Raw genomic sequence first — 20876 nt, forward strand, 5'->3', positions numbered from 1 at the left:
CGTCGGCCGGGTGGGCCCGGCGACAGGTCCGCGCCCGTCGGCCGCACCCGCCACTACGACGCGCAGACCTTCCCGTCCTTCGGCACCGTCCCGTCCAGCAGATAGCTGTTCACCGTGGAGTCGACACAGTCGCTCCCGCTCCCGTAGGCGCCATGGCCCTCGCCCTTCCAGGTGAGCTCCACTCCGACGCCCTTGCCCAGCTCGTCGGCCATTCTGCGGGCGCCCTCGTACGGAGTCGCGGGGTCCCCGGTGTTGCCGACGATCAGGATGGGCGCGGCGCCCGGCGCGCTGACCTCCGGGTTGTCGTACTGGCCGGCGACCGGCCAGTCGTGGCACCAGCCCGCGGTGTCCCAGCCCATGAAGTCCCCGAAGACGGGCGAGATCTTCTCGAACTCGGGCAGCAGCTTCTTCGTCTCCGCGGGAGTCGGCCGCTGCTTGTCGTCCAAGCACGATATGACTCGTTGGGAGTGGGTCGTCGTGCCGTAGTGCCCCGAGGAATCGCGGTCGTTGTAGCCGTCGGCGAGGGCCAGCAGTCCCGAACCGTCACCGTCCTCGGCGCCCTTGAGCGCGTTGGTCAGGCGGGGCCAGCCCTCCTTGCTGTACAGGGGCAGGACGATGCCGGTGAGCGCCAGCGTCTGGGTGAGCTTGCGGCCGTCGGCCGTCGGCAGGGGGTTCGCGTCGATGCGGTTCAGCAGGTCCACGATCTTCTGGGAGCCCTGCTTGGGGTCCTGGCCGGTGGACTTGAGGTAGTCGTCCAGGGCGCGCTGGAAGCCCAGGGTCTGGTTCTTGGCGTGGCCGACCGTGTCGGCGCTCGGGTCGACGACGGCGTCCAGCACCAGACGGCCCACGTTCTTGGGGAACAAGTGGGCGTACACGCCGCCGAGTTCGGTCCCGTACGAAAAGCCGAGGTAGTGCATCGTGCCGTCGCCGAGGACCTGGCGCATCAGGTCCATGTCGCGGGCCGTGTCGGTCGTGGAGACGTGTGACAGCAGCTTTCCGGCGGCCTTGGCGCAGCCCTTGCCGAAGTCGGCGGCGTCCTTGAAGTACGCGGTCTCCTCGGCCGCGTCGTCCGGGGTGGCGTCCACGGACTCGGCTGCCTGGATCGCCTTGTCAGTGCGGCAGCGCACACCCTCGCTGGCGGCGACGCCGCGCGGGTCCCAGCTCACCAGGTCGTAGCGCTCGTGGAGCGGGCCGACGGCACTCTCGTACGACGGCATCGTGTCGACGCCCGAGCCGCCGGGGCCGCCGAAGTTGAACAGGAGTGAGCCGATGCGCTTGCTCTGGCCGCCGGTCGCCTTCGAGCGGATCAGCTCCAGGCCGATCGTCTCGCCGTCCGGCTTCGCGTAGTCGAGCGGCACCTTGAGTGTCGCGCACTGCCAGCCGCTGCCCGGCGCGGAGGAGCTCTTGCAGTGGCCCCAGTCGAGCTTCTGTGAGGTGAGCGAGGCGGGCAGCCCCGAGGCGGTGCCGGAGGAAGGCGCCCCGGCCGACGGCCGGCCGCTGTTCTTCCCCGCGTCCTTGCTGTCCCCCGACGAGCCGCTGCCGCAGCCTGCCACCAGCAACGCGGCGGCCGCCGCGGCCGTCCACCGTGCGAAACGCGTCATGAACTTCCCCCCTCGCCCGTGGTCCGCCGGATGCCGCGGATCACATGCAGGCCATGGTAGGCGTCCGCGGCCGACAGCGTGGAGGCCTGTGGATAACCCTTTGACCTGCACTTTTATTGATGCGATGGCGTTGGTTCTAGGTGCAGACGGTTCCCGCGGGCGGTACGGTCCCGTCCAGCAGATAGCCGTTCACCGCGTTGTGCACGCACTTGTTCCCGCTGTCGTACGCGCCGTGCCCTTGGCCCTTGTAGGTCACCTCGACGCCAACGCCCTTGCCCAGCGCGTCCACCATCTTCTTCGCGCCCTGGTACGGCGTGGCCGGGTCGCCGGTGTTGCCGACCACGAGGATCGGCGCCGCACCGGCGGCGCTGACGTCCGGGTGGTCGGCGGCGCCCGGGACGGCCCAGTTGGTGCAGCTGAGCATGCCCCAGGCCAGAAAGTCGCCGAAGAGCGGGGAGGCGGCCCGGAACGCCGGCAGCCCGGCTTGCACATCGGGGATCGTGTACCGCGGTTTCTCGTCGGCGCAGTTGATGGAGACGTTGGCCGCGTAGAGGTTGCTGTACTGGCCGTTCTGGCTGCGCCCGTTCATCGAGTCGGACAGCAGCATCAATACCTTGCCGTCACCGCTGTACGCCTGGTCCAGGCCCTCCGTCAGGTACTCCCAGAAGTCCTTGGAGTACAGCGCCTGCGCGATGCCGTTGGTGGCCTCGGTCTGGGTGAGCTGGCGTGGGAAGACGCCGGGGATGGGCTTGCTGTCCAGGTCCTTGAGGAGTTTGGCGATGCGGTTCTTGACGTCCTGCGGGGTGTCGCCGATCGGGCAGGGCTCGGTCTTCGAAGTGCAGTCGGTGGCGAAGTTGTCGAGCGCGAGCTGGAAGCCCCTGGCCTGCCCGAGCGCGCTCTGTTCCGGGTTCTGCGTCGGGTCGACGACCGCGTCGAAGACGGCACGCCCCACGTTCTTGGGGAACAAGTGGGCGTAGACCCCGCCGAGTTCGGTGCCGTACGAGATGCCGAAGTAGTGCAGTTTGGCGTCGCCGAGCACCTGGCGCATGAGGTCGATGTCGCGGGCCGCGTCGGTGGTGCGCACGTGGGGGAGGGTCCGCCCGGAGTTCTTCTCGCAGGCCGCGTTGAACGTCTTCGTGTTGCTGAGGAGGTTTTTCTGCTCGGCGGTGTCGTCGGGGGTGGCGTCCTGCTGGAAGAACACGTCGAGTCCGCTGTCGTCCTCGCACTTCACGCCCGCGCTGCGGCCGACCCCACGCGGGTCGAAGCTCACCAGGTCGTAGCGGGTGCGCAGCTTCGCGTAGTCCTCGCCGAAGGCGGGCAGCGTGGTGACGCCGGAGCCGCCGGGGCCGCCGAAGTTGAAGATGAGGGAGCCGATGCGTTTGCTCTGGTCGCCGCTCGTCCGCGCCCGGATCAGCGCGATCCCGATGGTGTCGCCCTTGGGGTCGGCCCAGTCGAGGGGTGCCTTCATGGTGGCGCACTGCCACTGTGTGCCGCCCGGCAGGGGAGAGGGTGCGTTGCCGCCGCCCTCGGACTCGGCGGGGGCCGGGCAGTCCTTCCAGCTCAGCTTCTGGGCCGGCAGGTCCTCGCTGTTCGAGTTGTCGCTGCAGCCCGTCAGTACGGCGGACAGCACAGCGACGGAGAGCGCCAGCGCAGCGGCGCGCGGCGGAGACGGGTTCGGCATGCTCCCCATCCTGCGGTCGTGCGGGGCGGGGCGCTCGGGACGCGGGCCGTGCGGGTGAGGGCGCGCGGGCCGCTCGTACGGGAGGGTCGGCGCGGGGTTCTAGAGGGCGCCCTTGCGGGTCAGGTGGTTGAAGAACAGCCAGCCCGGAAGCACCGGAAGCCACAGGGTCAGCAGCCGGTACAGCAGCACCGCGGGAGCGGCGACCTCCTTGGGGAGCCCCACGGCGATCAGACCGACCGTGAGGGTCGCCTCGACGGCGCCGACGCCGCCGGGGGTCGGCGCCGCGGAGCCGAGCGCGTTGCCGGCGAGGAAGACGACGGCGACGCTGGCGAGGCTGAGCGTGGTGGGCTGCTGGTGGCCGAAGGCGCGGATCGACGCGTCCAGGCACATCACGAAGCAGGCGGTCAGCAGCAGCATGCCGCCGATGCCGGTGATCAGCTTCTGGGGCCGCTGGAGCACGTCGAGCATGCGCGGTACGACGCCCGCGAACAGCGACCTCACGCGCGTGCTGACGAATTTGCGCAGGAACGGCACCGACGTCACGACGAGCACCAGTACGGCGACCGTCAGCAGACCGGCGATGACCGTGCGGGAGGGCGACAGGGACGGCGTCTTCTCGGTGCCGGTCAGATAGCCGAAGGACAGCAGCATCAGGATGTGGCAGCCGAGCCCAAACAGCTGGGACGCGCCGACACTCGCCACCGCGAGCCCCGGCCGGACCCCCGCACGCTGCAGGAAGCGCGTGTTGAGGGCGACACCGCCGACCGCGGCGGGCGCCACGATCTTCACGAACGAGCCGGCGACCTGCGCCGCGACGGCCCGCATGAACGGCACCCGCTCCGGTACGAAGCCGAGCAGCGCCATCGCCGCCGCGAAGTAGCTCAGCGCGGAGAACAGCACGGCCGCGGCGACCCAGCCCCACTGGGCGTTGTCGAAGAGGGTCCCGAACTCGATGTGGGTGAGCTGCGTCAGCAGGAAGTACCCGCCGATGGCACCGGCGATGAAACTCATCAGTGTGCGTGGCCGCACCCGCTCCAGGCGGGCCGGTTCGACCGGCGCCTGCGGGCGGATCCGCAGCACCTGGTGGCGGATCTGGGTGAGGAGATCCTCCTCGCGCGCTTCGTCCAGTGCCTCGTCGATCGCCCGCTTCTCGGCCCGCTGCTCCGCGCGTACGGCCTTCTTGCCGGGCTTTTCCACCGCGGCCTCAGCGTGCTGGGCCTGTTCCGCGCGGGCGAGCTTGTTCTGCCGGGAAGCCTCCAGGACCGCGTCGCGTTCGCGCTGGGCGCGCTCCCGGGCCAGCTTGCGCAGCGTCGCGCGCGTGGAGCGGGTCAGTGCGATGGGCTGCAGCAGCGGCAGACAGTCGGCGATCGCGTCCGGGCCGAGCACACCGACGGCCGACGCCACTGTGCGCTCGGCGCCGACGCGCAGCCCCAGCGTGGTCAGCAGTTGGGCGATGTCCATGCGCAGCAGCAGATCGCCGGCCGCGATCTCACCGCCGCGAAGATCGGTGAGGATCACCATGCCGGAACGATCCACCAAGATCGCGTCACCCGCGAGCCTGCGGTGGGCGATGCGTCGCGACTGCAAGGCCTGCACCTGATGCCAGGTGTCGCGCAGGAGATCGTCGGTGATGAGCTCGTCGGGCAGCGAGTCCAGTGTGCGCCCGCCGGTGTGTTCGTAGACGAGCATCACGGCGTCCGGGCCGAGCTCGGAGGTCGCGATCAGCTTCGGGGCGTTGGCCCCGGCCGCGATGGCCGCGTACGCGAGAAGCGCCTCCTGCTCCAGGGCCTGGCGCAGCGACTGGAGACTGCGACGGGTCGCGAGACCGCGCAGCGTCAGGTTGCGCCACACTCGGTAGAAGAAGCCCTGCGCCTGCTGTTCACGGTCGACCACTGTGACGTCCAGCGGCGGGCCGTCCTCCAGGGTGACGAAGTAGCGCCGACCGCGGTCGCCGTTCTCCGTGGTGTCGGGCGTGTCCTCGCGGGCCGCGCTGACGGGGTGGAAGCCGACGTGCCGCAGGCCCGCCATCAGTGTCCGTCCGGTCGGACGCACATTCGGCGAGCCGACCGCGTACAGCGTCCCGTACGCGACGCTCCAGCCGATCAGCACCGTCAGGATGATCGAGAACGGCGTGGTGTAGCCGGTGACCAGCATGGAGAAGGCGTCGAGGAGCAGCACCACCCACAGCACCGCGCGCCAGCGCGGTCTGCGGGACATCCCGACGGCAGTCATGTACGCGATGACCGGCGCCAGATAGCCGTGCACCGGGTCGGTCAGGGCGTGGATGTCACCCGGCGAGGGCTGGGTGAGTGCCTCCTGGATGGAACTCGGGGCACCCTTGGCGACCCACAGATCCGTGGCGAGAGTCACTCCGTGTGCGAGGACCGCGGCCAGCACGCCGTCGGCGATGCGCAGCCCGTCCCGCTTGATCAGCCGCTCGATCGCGAAGGCGACCGGCACCAGGAGGATCGCGATGCTCGACGCCAGACCCGCGATCTTGATCAGCAGATCGGGTGCCTGGCCGGTGCCCTTGTTGATGTCCTGTTCGAGCCCCGAGGTGGTGCCGTGCGCGAACGCGGCGATGGCCAGCAGCACGGCGATGGCGAGGACGCCGACCATGAGCCGCATCAGGTCGGACGGACGGTGCACACGCGCGGGAAGCAGCGGTTCGTCGCCCTCGACCTCGTCGTTGTGGACCTCGTCCGCGCAGTCGTCCGCCGGATCGAGTCGCTTCCGCGCTCGTCCGTGGGTGTCAGGAACGGGTTCCTCGTCCACCGTCGTGGTGGGCTCGCCCGCCGCCTCGCCCGGGTCCTTCGGGCCGGTGTCGCCGGTGTCCGGACGCGACGAGGCCGCGGAGGTGCTCTCCGCGTCTTCGGGGTGCACGCCCTGCTGCCTCATCGTCTCTTCTTGATCTCGTATCACCAGTCACCGCCCGCACGATGGTGGCATGCCCCACCGACACACGGGGGCATCAGGGTGCAAATACGGGGGCGCACAGTCTGCCCCAAGTGCGCCTTCGTGGCGAGGGATACGCACAGTCACCGGCTCGTCGCACTGTCGGTGGGATGGGGCAGGATGGGGCGGATGAGCGAGGAGAGCCTTCCGACGGATGCCCTGCCGGAGTACGCGGAGCGGGTCCTTGAGGTCGCCGAGTCGATCCCGCCGGGGCACGTGATGACGTACGGGGACGTCGCAGAGTGGCTGGAGGAAGGCGGACCGCGCCAGGTGGGCCGCGTGATGGCCCTCTACGGAGGGGCGGTCGCGTGGTGGCGGGTCGTCCGCGCGGACGGCGCGCTGCTCCCGGGCCACGAACTCGATGCGCTGGGCCACTACCGCGACGAGGGCACGCCCCTGAAGGAGGCGAGCAGGGCCTCCGAGGGGCATCTGCCGCGCATCGACATGAGACGGGCACGATGGGACGGCGGCGAACGCGCGCAGGGTCACACCTGACAGCTTCCGGCATAGGACGGGGCGATGGGGAACCTGTGGCCCGTACGGGGGAAACGGGGCACGCCCGTGACATGCCGTACGTTCGAGAGCCGGGGGACGCACGTGGTGTGAGGGAAGAAGGGGAAGCCCTCCTTCCATGATGCTCACCGGCGTAGCGTCGACGGCACGCATCCCCCTCACCCCGCGGCCACCGCCCTGAACGCGCGGCGCTCCTCCCGCCCGTCGCCCGACCACCAGCCCGCAACGACGGCGCTCCGCGCCGGCAGTGACATCCCGCACAACCTCCAGGACCGGCGAACCACGTGAGCTCCTCTTCTTCCACCAGGCGCCTGTCGCACCCCCAGGTGCGGCAGGGGACCCGCGGCGCGTACCGACTGGTACGTACCGCGCCGGTCCGAGTGGGGCCCCCTCGTCTGGACGCAGAGCAGCGCGCGGTGGTTGACCATGACACGGGACCGCTGCTCGTGCTGGCCGGCCCCGGCACCGGCAAGACGACGACGCTCGTCGAGTCCGTCGCGGCGCGGATCGCGCGGGGCGGCGACCCGGAACGCATCCTGGTGCTGACGTTCAGCCGCAAGGCGGCCGTCGAGCTGCGCGACCGCATGGCGCTGCGCATAGGGGCCGCCCGCGCTCCCCGGGCGACCACCTTCCACTCGTTCTGCTACGCCCTGGTCCGCGCCCACCAGGACAGTGACCTGTTCGTGGAGCCCCTGCGGCTGCTGTCCGGACCCGAACAGGACGTGGCGGTGCGCGAACTGCTCGCCGGCCAGCCCGACCTGGAGCGGCTCGGCCTCGCCCATGTCCGCTGGCCGGACGAGCTGCGGGCCTGCCTGACCACGCGCGGCTTCGCCGACGAGGTCCGCGCGGTACTGGCGCGCAGCCGCGAACTGGGCCTGAGCCCCGACGCCCTGACCGCCTTCGCCCGGCGCATCGGCCGCCCCGACTGGGGCGCGGCCGCCGCCTTCCTCGCCGAGTACCTGGACGTTCTCGACCTCCAAGGAGTGCTCGACTACGCGGAACTCGTCCACCGCGCGGTGCTGCTCGCCGGGCGTCCGGGCGTCGCCGAACGCCTCGCCGCGCAGTACGACGCCGTCTACGTGGACGAGTACCAGGACACCGATCCGGCGCAGGTCCGGCTGCTGCACGCCCTCGCCGGCGGCGGCCGCAACCTGGTCGCCTTCGGTGACCCCGACCAGTCGATCTACGCCTTCCGAGGCGCGGACGTGAACGGCATCCTGGACTTCCCCGACGCCTTCCCGCGCGCGGACGGCCGCCCCGCGCCGGTCGAGGTGCTGCGCACCTCCCGCCGCTCCGGCGCCGCCCTGCTGACCGCCACCCGTCTGATCACCCAGCGCATGCCGCTGACCCGCCTTCCGGCGGAGAAGGTACGCGCCCACCGCCAGCTGTCTCCGGTACGGGACGGCGGCGCCGTCGAGGTCTACACGTACCCGACGGCGGGCACGGAGCTGGACAACATCGCGGACATCCTGCGCCGCGCCCACTTGGAGGACGGCGTCCCCTGGGGCGACATGGCCGTCCTGGTGCGCGCCGGCTCCCGCACGATCCCGACGATCAGGCGGGCGCTCACCGCGGCGGGCGTGCCGCTCGACATCGACGGCGACGACCTGCCACTGCGGCACGAACCGGCGGTGACGCCCTTGCTGACGGCACTGCGGGCGGTGGCCCGCGCGGAGTCGGGTACGGCCGCGCCCTCCGGCGGCGACAGCGACGTACGCGAAGACGCCGATGTACCCGAAGGCGCCGACGTACCTGAGGATGCCGACGCACCTGAAGACATCGACGTATCTGGGGACGCCGACGCGCAGGCCGCGCCCTGGCTCGACACCGAAACCGCGCTCACCCTGCTCGCCTCGCCCCTCGCGAGCATGGACGCGGCCGATCTGCGGCGTCTGGGGCGCGCGCTGCGCGAGGAGGAGCGCGCCGCGGGCAACCACGTACCGCAGCCCTCCGACGAACTGCTCACCCGCGCGCTGGCCGAGCCGGAGCGGCTCGTCGCGCACGACCCGGCATACGCCCGGGGAGCCCAGCGCCTCGGCGCGCTGCTGCGCAAGGCGCGGGAGCGCCTGGCGGGCGGCGGGACGGCCGAGGAGGCGCTCTGGGACCTCTGGGAGGGAACACCGTGGCCGCAGCGCCTGGAGCGGGCCGCCCGGCGTGGTGGCGCGGCCGGACGCAACGCCGACCGCGACCTCGACGCCGTCTGCGCGCTGTTCGCGACCGCGGCCCGCGCCGAGGAGCGCACGGGCGGGCGCGGCGCCCTCAACTTCCTGGAGGAGATCGAAGCCCAGGACATCGCCGCCGACACGCTCACCCGCCGGGCGGTGCGCCCCGCCGCCGTACGCCTGATGACCGCGCACCGCTCCAAGGGCCTGGAGTGGCGCCTCGTCGTCGTCGCGGGCGTCCAGGAGGGCCTGTGGCCGGACCTGCGCCGCCGCGGCTCCCTGCTGGAGGCCGACCGCATCGGACGCGACGGCCTCGCCGAACCCCTCACCCCCGGAGCGCTCCTCTCCGAAGAACGCCGCCTGTTCTACGTGGCCGCCACACGCGCGCGTGAACGCCTGATCGTCACCGCCGTGAAGGCCCCCGCCGACGACGGCGACCAGCCCTCCCGCTTCCTCACCGAACTCGGCGTCGAACCCAGGGACGTCACCGGCCGCCCCCGCCGCCCGCTGTCCGTCGCCGCCCTGGTCGCCGAACTGCGCGCCACCACGGTCGACCCGCGGGTCTCGGACACCCTTCGGCAGGCCGCGGCCCACCGCCTGGCCAAGCTCGCCGCCCTCGGCGACGAGGACGGCCGCCCCCTCGTGCCGTCCGCGCACCCCTACCGCTGGTGGGGCATGTACGAGCCGACCGAGAGCAAGGTGCCGCTGCGCGACCGCGACCAGCCCGTCGTGCTCTCCGGAAGCGCCCTCGACCAGCTCGCCAACACCTGCGCCCTGCAGTGGTTCCTGGGCCGCGAGGTCAAGGCCGACGCGCCCGCGACCGCCGCCCAGGGCTTCGGCAACGTGGTGCACGTCCTCGCCGACGAGGTCGCCTCCGGACGCACCCCCGCCGACCTCGCCGTCCTCATGGAACGTCTGGACTCCGTGTGGAACGCGCTCGCCTTCGACGCGCCCTGGAAGTCCGCGCAGGAGAAGGAGCACGCGCGCGTGGCGCTCGAACGCTTCCTGAAGTGGCACGTCGACTCCAACGGCGTCCGTGCCGGACGTGTGCCGGTGGCCAGTGAGCACGACTTCGACGTGACCCTGGAGGCGGGCGACTACGAGGTGCGCATCCGGGGCTCCATGGACCGCGTCGAGACGGACACAGAGGGCCGCGCCTACGTGGTCGACTTCAAGACCGGCAAACACGCGCCCAGCGCCGCGGAGGTGGCGCACCACCCGCAGCTCGCCGTCTACCAGCTCGCCGTCCGCGAGGGAGCCGTCGACGACACCTTCGACGGCGTACGCCCCGAGCCCGGCGGCGCGGAACTCGTCCAGCTGCGCCAGGGCGCCGCCAAGAAGAACGGCGGCGAGACCCTCCCCAAGGTGCAGGCCCAGGAGCCCCTCGAGGGCGAGTGGGTCGGCGACCTGCTGGCCACCGCGGCCGGGAAGGTCCTCGACGAACGGTTCTCGCCGACCACGGGACAACACTGCACACACTGCGCTTTCCGGGCATCGTGCAGCGCTCGGCCCGAAGGACGGCACGTGGTCGAGTGACGGGTCCAAGTGGACGTCACGTCAGCGAGTGACGTACGGCACCACATGTGTTGACCAGCACTTCTTCCATCCCGGCGGCCGATGTGGCCTCCGCTGTCAGTGGGCGCCGCTAGCCTCTCCGACATGCCCGCCCGTATCACCGACCCCGAGCAGCTCAAGGAGCTCCTCGGTATCCCGTTCACCCCGGAGCAGACGGTCTGCATCACCGCACCGCCCGCCCCGCAGGTGATCGTGGCCGGAGCCGGATCAGGCAAGACCACGGTGATGGCGGCACGCGTGGTGTGGCTCGTCGGCACCGGACAGGTCGCCCCCGAACAGGTCCTCGGTCTCACGTTCACCAACAAGGCGGCGGGTGAACTCGCCGAGCGCGTCCGCAAGGCGCTGATCAAGGCCGGAGTAACCGACCCGGACGTGATCGACCCCGACAACCCGCCGGGCGAGCCGGTGATCTCCACCTACCACGCCTTCGCGGGCCGCCTGCTGACCGACCACGGCCTGCGCATCGGACTCGAACCGACCTCCCGCCTGCTCGCCGACGCCACCCGCTACCAGCTCGCCGCCCGCGTACTGCGCGAGGCCCCGGGACCGTACCCGGCGCTGACCCGCTCCTTCCCGGACCTCGTCGGCGACCTCCTCACACTCGACTCCGAGCTCGCCGAACACCTCGTACGGCCCGAAGACCTGCGCGCCTACGACGCCGAGCTGCTGCGCTCCCTGGAGAGCGCCAAACTCACCAACGCCGACCTGCGGAAGGTCCCCGAGGCGGCCGCGGCCCGGCGTGAACTGGCCGAGCTGGTGGGCCGCTACCGGTCGGCCAAGCGCGAGCGCGACCTCCTCGACTTCGGCGACCAGATCGCCCTCTCGGCCACCCTGGCCCGCACCCGCCCCGAGGTCGGGGAAATCCTCCGCGACGAGTTCCGGGTGGTGCTGCTGGACGAGTACCAGGACACCTCGGTGGCCCAGCGCATCCTGCTCGCCGGACTCTTCGGCGGCGGCACCGGCCACCCCGTGACCGCGGTCGGCGACCCCTGCCAGGCCATCTACGGCTGGCGCGGCGCCTCCGTCGCCAACCTCGACGACTTCCCCGAACACTTCGCACACGCCGACGGCCGCCCCGCGGCCCGCCAGGCGCTCAGCGAGAACCGTCGCAGCGGCGGCCGCCTCCTCGACCTCGCCAACGGCCTCGCGGAGCCCCTGCGCGCCATGCACGAGGGCGTGGAGGCCCTCCGCCCGGCCCCAGGAGCCGAGCACGACGGCCAGGTCCGCTGCGCGCTGCTGCGCACCCATGCCGAGGAGATCGACTGGCTCGCCGATTCCATCGCCCACCTGGTACGCACCGGAAAGGCACCCGGCGAGATCGCCGTACTGTGCCGTACGGCGGGCGACTTCGCCGAGATCCAGGGCGCGCTCGTCGCCCGGGACATCCCGGTCGAGGTGGTGGGCCTCTCCGGGCTGCTGCACCTGCCCGAGGTCGCCGACCTCGTCGCCGTCTGTGAAGTCCTCCAGGACCCCGGGGCGAACGCCTCCCTGGTCCGCCTGCTCACCGGCCCCCGCTGGCGGATCGGCCCGCGTGACCTCGCCCTCCTGGGGAGGCGCGCCCGCCTGCTCGTGTCCCACGCGCGCGTGGGCGCCGACGAGGACCCGGACCGTCGGCTCGCGGCGGCCGTGGAGGGGGTCGACCCGGCCGAGGTGATATCGCTCGCCGACGCGCTCGACACGTTCCTGGAGATGCCCATCGAGGCCGAAGGGGACGACGACGGGCTGCCCTTCTCGGCGGACGCGCGGGTGCGGTTCGCGCGGCTCGCCGCCGAGCTGCGCGATCTGCGCCGCTCGCTCGCCGACCCCCTGATGGACGTCCTGCACCGGGTGCTCGCCGTCACCGGCCTCGAGGTCGAGCTCTCCGCGTCTCCGCACGCGCTGGCCGCCCGCCGCCGAGAGACCCTGTCGAACTTCCTCGACGTCGCCGCGTCCTTCGCCGCGGGCGACGGCGAGGCCACGCTGCTGGCCTTCCTCGGCTTCCTGCGTACCGCCGCCCAGTACGAGAAGGGCCTCGACAACGCCCTGCCCGGCGGCGAGAACACCGTCAAGGTGCTCACCGCGCACAAGTCCAAGGGCCTGGAGTGGGACGTCGTCGCGGTCCCCGGGCTCGTCACCGGCACCTTTCCCAGCGGCCAGGGCCGCGAGAAGTGGACCGCCCAGGGCAAGGTCCTGCCGCACGAGCTGCGCGGCGACGCCGACACGCTCCCCGAGATCGCCACCTGGGACGCCAAGGGCATCAAGGCCTTCCACGAGGCCATGAAGGACCACCAGCACACCGAAGAGCTCCGCCTCGGCTACGTCACCTTCACCCGTCCCCGCTCGCTCCTGCTCGGTTCCGGCCACTGGTGGGGCCCCTCCCAGAAGAAGCCGCGCGGCCCCTCGGACTTCCTGGACGCCCTCTACGAGCATTGCGTCGCCGGACACGGCGAGATCGAGGTCTGGGCCGAGGAGCCCGCCGAGGGCGAGGAGAACCCCGCCCTGCGCGAGGCGGCCGCCGACCACGCGTGGCCGCTCCCGCTCGACGACGAGGCACTGGCCCGGCGCCGCGCCGCCGCCGAGACCGTACTCGCCCACCTGGAGCGTGTGGCGTCCCACGAAGAGCCCCACCCGGGGGCGCAGGGAGCCCGGCACGCGACCGACCACGACCCCACCTCGTACGACGATCCGGACTGGCCGCCCCCGCCCGAGGACGACGACCCCGCGTACGACGACGTGCCCTACGGGGACGACGACCTCCCCGACGACGGCTTCCCCGAAGGGGACGACTCCGACTGGGACTCCTGGTCGACCGACCGCCCCGAGGACCGGCCGACGCGACCTGCGCAGGACCGCCCGACGGTCCCGCACCAGGCACCGGCTCCGGAGACTCGCCCGCGCCCCGCGAAACCGCAGCCTGCGAAACCGCACCCCGCGAAACCGCACCCTGAAGAACCCGCGCACCTCACCCCGGAGGAGGCCCGCACCCTCGCCTCCTGGGACCGTGACCTCGACGCCCTGACCGGAGAGCTCCTGCGCGCCCGCGCGAGCGTCACCGACGTCCCCCTGCCGGCCTCACTCACCGTGACGCAGCTCATGCGCCTGGCCGCAGACCCGGACGGCTTCGCGCAGGAGCTCGCACGCCCCATGCCACGCCCCCCACAGCCCGCCGCGCGCCGCGGAACACGCTTCCACGCCTGGCTGGAGTCCCGCTTCGAAGAGCTGCGGCTGCCGATGCTGGAACCGGAGGACCTCCCCGGCAGCGACGCCGAGATCGCCGACGAACGCGACCTGGAGGAGCTCAAGGACGCCTTCGAACGCACTCCCTACGCCTATCGCACCCCCCATCGCGTGGAGGCACCGTTCCAGCTCGCCATCGCGGGACGTGTCGTACGGGGCCGGATCGACGCCGTCTACCGGGCGGAGGGCGACGCCGGCACGACGTACGAGATCGTCGACTGGAAGACCAGCCGCACCGGCACCGCCGACCCCCTCCAGCTCGCCCTGTACCGCCTCGCCTGGGCCGAACAGCAAGGCGTGCCCCTGGAGGCCGTCAAGGCCGCGTTCCTGTACGTCCGCAGCGGTGAGGTGGTCCACCCGGACGAGCTCCCGGACCGCGCGGCACTGGAACGACTGCTCACACAGGACCCGGCGGACCCACAGGAAGCGTCTGCCGGGGATCCGCCGGACGAACACGCCTCCGTGGGCGGATAGGCTCGTGAGCATGAGCAAGCCCGTTGACAACGCCGTCAGCACCGTCCGCACGTACATCCAGAACCACCGCACGGCCTTCCTCGACGACCTCGCGGAGTGGCTGCGCATCCCTTCGGTGTCGGCCCAGCCCGACCACGCCGCGGACGTGGCACGCAGCGCCGACTGGCTCGCCGCCAAGTTGCAGGAGACCGGCTTCCCGACCGTCGAGGTCTGGGCGACCGAGGGCGCCCCCGCCGTCTTCGCCGAATGGCCCGCCGAGGACCCCGGGGCTCCCACGGTTCTCGTCTACGGACACCACGACGTGCAGCCCGCAGCCCGCGAGGACGGCTGGGACACCGACCCCTTCGAACCGGTGATCCGCGGAAACCGTCTCCACGCGCGCGGTGCCGCCGACGACAAGGGCCAGGTGTTCTTCCACACACTCGGCGTTCGCGCCCACCTCGCCGCCACCGGACGCGGCGCACCGGCCGTGAACCTCAAGCTCCTGATCGAGGGCGAGGAGGAGTCCGGCTCCCCGCACTTCCGCGACCTCGTCGAAAGCCACGCCGACCGGCTCACCGCCGACGCGGTGATCGTCTCCGACACCGGCATGTGGTCCGAGGACACCCCCACCGTGTGCACCGGCATGCGTGGCCTCGCCGAGTGCGAGATCGAGCTGTACGGGCCGCAGCAGGACATCCACTCCGGTTCCTTCGGCGGTGCCGTGCCCAACCCGGCCACCGCCGCCGCCCGTCTCGTCGCGGCCCTCCACGACGAGCACGCGCGCGTAGCCGTCCCCGGCTTCTACGAAGGCATCAGCGAACTCACCGAACGCGAGCGTGAGCTCTTCGCCGAACTGCCCTTCGACGAGGAGCGCTGGCTGAGCACGGCCAAGTCGACGGCCACCTACGGAGAGGCCGGACACACCACCCTGGAGCGCATCTGGGCCCGCCCCACCGCCGAGGTCAACGGCATCGGCGGCGGCTACCAAGGCCCCGGCAGCAAGACGATCATCCCGTCCTCGGCCACCGTGAAACTCTCGTTCCGGCTGGTGGCGGGGCAGGACCCGGACCACATCGAGAAGGCAGTCCGCGCCTGGGCCGCCGACCGGCTGCCCGCCGGCATCCGGCACGAGATCACGTTCGGCGCCGCCACCCGCCCCTGCCTCACACCGCTGGACCACCCCGCCCTGCAGTCCGTCGCACGCGCCATGGGCCGCGCCTTCGAACAGCCGATCCGTTTCACCCGCGAGGGTGGCTCGGGACCCGCGGCCGACCTCCAGGAAGTCCTCGGTGCCCCCGTGCTCTTCCTGGGCATCTCCGTCCCCTCCGACGGCTGGCACGCCCCCAACGAGAAGGTGGAACTCGACCTCCTCATGAAGGGCGTCGAGACCAGCGCCTACCTGTGGGGCGACCTGGCCGAGAACTGGCGCGAGGCACACTGAAAGAGCCCGTCTCCACCCTTCCTGAAAAGTCCGTCCCCACCCCGAACAGTGCCCTTCGCACCCGCCCTGCTGAACCGCCCGCCGAAATAACCGTTCCACCGGGGGAGTTGGAAGCACCCGTGACCACCTGGACCGACCGAACCGCCGACCGTCCCATCTCGCTCACCGCCCCGAGCGGCATCGACCGGGCCGCCCACCACCGGCTCGACGAGGCCTGGCTCGCGGCGGCCTGGAGCCACCCCACCACCCGCGTCTTCGTGGTCTCCGGCGGTCAGGTGCTCATCGACGAGACGGCGGACGGCACCACCGAACTCGTCATGACCCCCTCTTTCGAGGCCCCGCTCACCGAGGCGCACCGCTACTTCCTCGGCACGGACGACGACGGTGTGAGCTATTTCGCACTCCAGAAGGACGCACTGCCCGGCCGCATCGACCAGTCCGCCCGCTCGGCGGGCCTGCGCGAGGCGGGACTCCTGCTCTCACCCCGCGACGCGGGTCTGATGGTGCACGCCGTCGCCCTGGAGAACTGGCAGCGCCTGCACCGCTTCTGCTCGCGCTGCGGCGAGCGCACCGTGATCGCGGCGGCCGGGCACATCCGCCGCTGCCCCGCCTGCGGCGCCGAGCACTACCCGCGCACCGACCCGGCCGTGATCATGGCGGTGACGGACGACGAGGACCGCATCCTGCTCGGCCGCCAGGTGCACTGGCCCGAGGGCCGCTTCTCCACGCTCGCCGGCTTCGTCGAACCCGGCGAGTCCATCGAGCAGTCCGTGCGCCGCGAGGTCTTCGAGGAGGCGGGCGTCACCGTCGGCGAGGTCGACTACGTCGCCAGCCAGCCCTGGCCGTTCCCCTCCAGCCTCATGCTCGGCTTCATGGCCCGCGCCACCTCGTCCGAGATCAACGTCGACGGCGAGGAGATCCACGAGGCCCGCTGGTTCTCCCGCGAGGACCTGCGCACCGCCTTCGAGTCCGGCGAGGTGCTGCCTCCGTTCGGCATCTCCATCGCTGCCCGACTGATCGAACTCTGGTACGGCAAGCCCCTGCCGCGCCCGGGAGCGGTAGCCGCCTGACCGGCGCACACCACACCACTCGCGCGAGTGGCGCAAGTCACACAGCAGGGGCGGTCCTTGAGTCAGACTCAAGGACCGCCCCTGTTGCTGCCCGCGGCAACCGCCGGGGCGCACCGATGGTGAACCGCTTACGCGCCGATCTTCTGCTTGACCTGCGCCAGCGAAGGGTTGGTCAGCGTCGAGCCGTCCGCGAACAGCACGGTCGGAACCGTCTGGTTTCCGCCATTCGCCTTCTCCACGAAGGCCGCGGACTCCGGGTCCTGCTCGATGTTGATCTCGTTGTACGCGATGCCCGCGCGGTCCATCTGGCCCTTCAGTCGCGTGCAGTAGCCGCACCACGTGGTGCTGTACATCGTCACAGTGCCCGGCATGTGTCTCGCGCTCCTTTGCTGCTGGGGGTGCGTTGTCGCAGAGGTGGAACGTACGCGAGCGGGCCACCATTCCCGTGCCCGGGTACCCCGGCCCGGTACACGAGTGCACCTCGCGGCGGACGGGTGAGCAAGAGCACGCCCAGCGCCTGCCGCATTAGTACGACTGCGAGGGCCTCCCTGTGGACAACCGGCTCATGCGTCCCCACCGACCTGGCAGCATGGCGGGGTGACAGCAGCAACGCACTCCACCCTCTTCCCGCAGGCACCGGACACGGCCGACGCGGTGCTCGACGGGCTCGACCCCGAGCAGCGCGAGGTCGCCACCGCCCTGCACGGTCCGGTGTGCGTGCTGGCGGGCGCCGGCACGGGCAAGACACGAGCGATCACCCACCGCATCGCCTACGGGGTGCGTGCCGGGATCCTCCAGCCCTCCAGCGTGCTCGCCGTCACCTTCACCAACAGGGCCGCGGGCGAGATGCGCGGCCGGCTCCGCCAGCTCGGCGCCGGTGGTGTCCAGGCCCGTACGTTCCACTCCGCCGCGCTGCGCCAACTCCAGTACTTCTGGCCGAAAGCGGTCGGTGGCGGCCTGCCCCGGCTCATCGACCGCAAGATCCAGCTCGTCGCCGACGCGGCAGCCGCCTGCCGCATCCGCCTCGACCGGGGCGAGCTGCGCGACGTCACGGCCGAGATCGAATGGTCCAAGGTCACCCAGACCGTCCCCGCCGACTACGCGGCCGCCGCGGCCAAGACCGGCCGTCTCTCGCCCCGCGACCCGGCCGAGATCGCCCAGCTCTACGCCACGTACGAGGACCTCAAGCGCGACCGCGCCGTCATCGACTTCGAGGACGTCCTGCTGCTGACCGTCGCGATCCTCCAGGACCGTCACGACATCGCCGAGCAGGTCCGCTCCCAGTACCAGCACTTCGTGGTCGACGAGTACCAGGACGTCAGCCCCCTCCAGCAGCGCCTCCTGGAACTGTGGCTCGGCGAGCGCGACAGCCTCTGCGTCGTCGGCGACGCCAGCCAGACGATCTATTCGTTCACCGGTGCAACTCCCGACCACCTGCTCGACTTCCGCACCCGTTACCCCGGGGCCACCGTCGTCAAGCTCGTCCGCGACTACCGCTCCTCACCCCAAGTGGTGCACCTCGCCAACGGCCTGCTCTCCCAGGCCCGCGGCCGGGCCGCCGACCACCGCCTGGAGCTGATCTCCCAGCGTGCCCCGGGCCCCGAGCCCGTCTACGCCGAATACACGGACGAACCCGCCGAGGCCGAGGGTGCCGCCCGCCGCATCCGCGACCTCGTCGCCTCCGGCATTCCCGCGGGCGAGATCGCCATCCTCTTCCGCACGAACTCCCAGTCCGAGATCTACGAACAGGCCCTCGCCGACGCCGGAGTGCCCTATCAGCTGCGCGGCGCCGAGCGGTTCTTCGACCGCCCTGAGGTGCGCAAAGCAGGCGCCGCCCTGCGCGCGGCCGCCCGCTTCGGCGCCAACGACTCTCTCCTCGACGACGCCGTCGACCTGCCCTCCCAGGTCCGAGCGGTGCTCTCCGGCGAGGGCTGGACCAGCCAGCCCCCGGCCGGATCCGGGGCCGTCAGAGAGCGCTGGGAGTCCCTGGCCGCCCTCGTCCATCTCGCCCAGGACTTCGCCGCCGCCAAACAGGGCGCCACCCTCGGTGACCTGGTGGCCGAGCTCGACGAGCGCGCGAGTGCCCAGCACGCCCCGACCGTCCAGGGCGTCACCCTCGCCTCCCTGCACTCCGCCAAGGGACTGGAGTGGGACGTCGTCTTCCTGGTCGGCGTCGCGGAGGGGATGATGCCGATCACCTACGCAAAGACCGACGAGCAGATCGAGGAAGAACGCCGCCTTCTCTACGTCGGAGTCACCCGCGCCAGAGAACACCTCCTCGTCTCCTGGGCCCTGTCCCGCTCTCCCGGCGGCAGACCCAACCGTCGGCCCAGCCGCTTCCTCGACGGGCTGCGCCCCGGCTCCGTCGCCACCGCGGGCCGCAGCGCCGGCGGCGGTCCAGGCGGCATCGAGCGCGGCATCGGAAGCAGCGGGGGCACGGTCGTACGGCGCACGAGCCGGACCCCGGCCCGCTGCCGGGTCTGCGGGCGCACGCTGACCGACGCCGGCGAGATGAAACTGATGCGTTGTGAGGACTGCCCCTCCGACATGGACGAAGGCCTCTACGAGCGGCTGCGGGAGTGGCGGGCGGTACAGGCGCAGCGCAGTGGGCAGCCCGCGTTCTGCGTCTTCACCGACAAGACACTCATGGCGATCGCCGAGGCCGCGCCGGACGACGAGGGCGAGTTGGCGCGGATCCCCGGGGTCGGCGTGCGCAAGTTCAACCGGTTCGGGGCCGATGTTCTGGCCATCTGTGCTGGTCAAGAGCCTGCGGAGGGCGGCGAGGGTGACTGATGCAAACTCGTCGTAAAAATAGTTTGCGCATGCCCCAGCAATCCCCATAGGTTCTTAACCACGGCAGCAGCGGCCTTCTCCGAGGCCCTGGTTCCGTGCTGTACTTAATAGCCGTCGGACTGGTTCACCCCAGTCCCCCAAGACGCCGAGAGGAGGCGATTCCAGTGATCAGCATCAACATCAGCTCCATCAGCACCGCCAAAATGACCGATCGCTCGGTCGTCTCCACGTGCCTGCTCGGCGTCTCGAACCTGGGCACCGGTCTGTCCGGCATCGCTGCCGTCCGGCCGGCCTCCCCTCTGTCTCTCGCGGTTCTTCCCAACCGTGAGCGCAATGAGCGACCGATGAAGGCACTGGAAGCGGCAGTAGTGGCAGAGGCCCAGGCCTATGCCTTTGCGGCGGCCGGTGCCGGATCCCTGAAGCAGACAAAGCAGCACCACACGATGTGGGCCTTCCGTGGGCCTGAACCCTGGAGTGATCCAGCCTGATCTTCGATCAGGCCGGCGCCTTCAGGGCCGCGGAACCCCACCCGGGATCCGCGGCCCTTCTGTTTGTCCCCGACCGGGGACGGCAGAGCGAAGGGGCCTCGGGACAAGAAAAGAACCCGGTACCAGCCGCCAACCGGCCAACCCGGCCGGCACGACCAGACGAGGAAGACCAACCGTGCAACTCGAAGCGCACGCCCCGTCCGTACCGCCTTCCGAAACGATCCCCCCGCCCGGCCTCACGGAGGACTCCACCTTGATCCCGCTCACTGCGCTCACCGCGCTCGACGACGCCATCGAGAACCTCGGCGTACCCGTCCCCTGCCGCTCCTACGACCCGGAGGTCTTCTTCGCCGAGTCGCCGGCAGACGTCGAGTACGCCAAGTCCCTCTGCCGCACCTGCCCGCTGATCGAGGCCTGCCTCGCCGGCGCCAAGGAGCGGCGCGAGCCCTGGGGTGTCTGGGGCGGCGAGCTCTTCGTCCAGGGTGTTGTCGTGGCCCGCAAGCGGCCGCGTGGCCGCCCGCGCAAGAACCCGGTTGCGGCATGAACACCGTAGGAACGATCGATCGCCCCCTGACGCACGACCCCAAGAAACAGGCCCCGATGAAGCCGTCCACCAGCGAGCCCGCAGGCTCCGCCATCCCAGACTTCACCACCACCGGCGCGAACGACTCGCGTCAGAACAGGACCCGCGAGATGCAACTCATCCCAGAAGCCCTGGCTCGTGCGCATATGCACGAGCGACTGCACGAGGCCGAGCGGGAACGCCTGGCCGTGCGCCTGGCCTCCGCCCGTCGGATGCAGCGTCGGGCCGAGCGCGCCTCCATGCGCGCCCGGCGCGCGCTGGCCATGGCGGTCATGCACTAGCCGAAGGCAGTCGCTGCAGTATCAGTAAGCAGCTCCTCGCGGGGGCCGGTCCGAACGGACC

The 20876-nt window shown here is 71.3% G+C and carries 13 protein-coding genes; 9 read left to right on the forward strand and 4 right to left on the reverse strand.

All coding sequences use genetic code 11. From position 1 onward, the window contains the following. Positions 1-53: 53 nt before the first annotated feature. From AQJ27_RS16420 to AQJ27_RS16430, 3 genes are all read right to left on the reverse strand, one after another. Complete coding sequence (locus AQJ27_RS16420) at positions 54-1601, reverse strand: alpha/beta hydrolase (protein WP_067368569.1); 1548 nt, start codon at positions 1599-1601, stop codon at positions 54-56. A 136-nt stretch (positions 1602-1737) separates the two neighbouring features. Next, the gene (locus tag AQJ27_RS16425) at positions 1738-3282 is read right to left on the reverse strand and encodes an alpha/beta hydrolase (RefSeq protein WP_067368572.1); all 1545 of its coding nucleotides are present in this window, start codon (positions 3280-3282) and stop codon (positions 1738-1740) included. Between the two features lie 99 nt (positions 3283-3381). After that, on the reverse strand, positions 3382-6180 hold the full coding sequence (locus tag AQJ27_RS16430) for a lysylphosphatidylglycerol synthase transmembrane domain-containing protein (RefSeq protein ID WP_201264301.1): 2799 nt from the start codon (positions 6178-6180) through the stop codon (positions 3382-3384). Between the two features lie 186 nt (positions 6181-6366). Between AQJ27_RS16430 and AQJ27_RS16435 the strand changes: the two genes are divergently transcribed. The 5 genes from AQJ27_RS16435 to nudC all read left to right on the forward strand — a co-directional run bounded on the left by AQJ27_RS16435 (position 6367) and on the right by nudC (position 16670). After that, a complete protein-coding gene (locus AQJ27_RS16435; protein ID WP_067368581.1) occupies positions 6367-6732 on the forward strand; it encodes an MGMT family protein in 366 nt (121 codons plus the stop codon). Positions 6733-7034: 302 nt separating this feature from the next. Next, complete coding sequence (locus AQJ27_RS16440) at positions 7035-10448, forward strand: ATP-dependent helicase (RefSeq protein ID WP_079065020.1); 3414 nt, start codon at positions 7035-7037, stop codon at positions 10446-10448. 123 nt (positions 10449-10571) lie between these two features. Beyond that, on the forward strand, positions 10572-14177 hold the full coding sequence (locus AQJ27_RS16445) for an ATP-dependent helicase (protein ID WP_067368587.1): 3606 nt from the start codon (positions 10572-10574) through the stop codon (positions 14175-14177). 10 nt (positions 14178-14187) lie between these two features. Then, entirely contained in the window at positions 14188-15600 is a 1413-nt protein-coding gene (locus AQJ27_RS16450) for a dipeptidase (protein WP_067369304.1), read from the forward strand. Positions 15601-15719: 119 nt separating this feature from the next. After that, positions 15720-16670 carry an NAD(+) diphosphatase gene (gene nudC, locus AQJ27_RS16455; protein WP_177324091.1) on the forward strand — a complete coding sequence of 317 codons (951 nt, stop codon included), beginning with the start codon at positions 15720-15722 and terminating at the stop codon, positions 16668-16670. A 128-nt stretch (positions 16671-16798) separates the two neighbouring features. Here the strand turns inward: nudC and AQJ27_RS16460 are convergent, their stop codons facing one another. Continuing rightward, a complete protein-coding gene (locus tag AQJ27_RS16460; protein WP_054228181.1) occupies positions 16799-17041 on the reverse strand; it encodes a mycoredoxin in 243 nt (80 codons plus the stop codon). Positions 17042-17267: 226 nt separating this feature from the next. On the opposite strand from AQJ27_RS16460, the gene AQJ27_RS16465 reads away from it, so the two are divergent. The 4 genes from AQJ27_RS16465 to AQJ27_RS16480 all read left to right on the forward strand — a co-directional run bounded on the left by AQJ27_RS16465 (position 17268) and on the right by AQJ27_RS16480 (position 20815). Further along, entirely contained in the window at positions 17268-19463 is a 2196-nt protein-coding gene (locus AQJ27_RS16465) for an ATP-dependent DNA helicase UvrD2 (protein WP_079065021.1), read from the forward strand. A gap of 164 nt (positions 19464-19627) precedes the next feature. Further along, on the forward strand, positions 19628-19951 hold the full coding sequence (locus tag AQJ27_RS16470) for a hypothetical protein (RefSeq protein WP_067368597.1): 324 nt from the start codon (positions 19628-19630) through the stop codon (positions 19949-19951). A 175-nt stretch (positions 19952-20126) separates the two neighbouring features. Further along, positions 20127-20495 carry a WhiB family transcriptional regulator gene (locus AQJ27_RS16475; RefSeq protein WP_054228178.1) on the forward strand — a complete coding sequence of 123 codons (369 nt, stop codon included), beginning with the start codon at positions 20127-20129 and terminating at the stop codon, positions 20493-20495. Then, entirely contained in the window at positions 20492-20815 is a 324-nt protein-coding gene (locus tag AQJ27_RS16480) for a hypothetical protein (RefSeq protein ID WP_054228177.1), read from the forward strand. Before AQJ27_RS16475 ends, AQJ27_RS16480 begins: the two co-directional genes overlap by 4 nt. Positions 20816-20876 lie beyond the last annotated feature (61 nt).

Source organism: Streptomyces olivochromogenes (assembly GCF_001514115.1).
Classification (GTDB): Bacteria; Actinomycetota; Actinomycetes; order Streptomycetales; family Streptomycetaceae; genus Streptomyces; species Streptomyces olivochromogenes.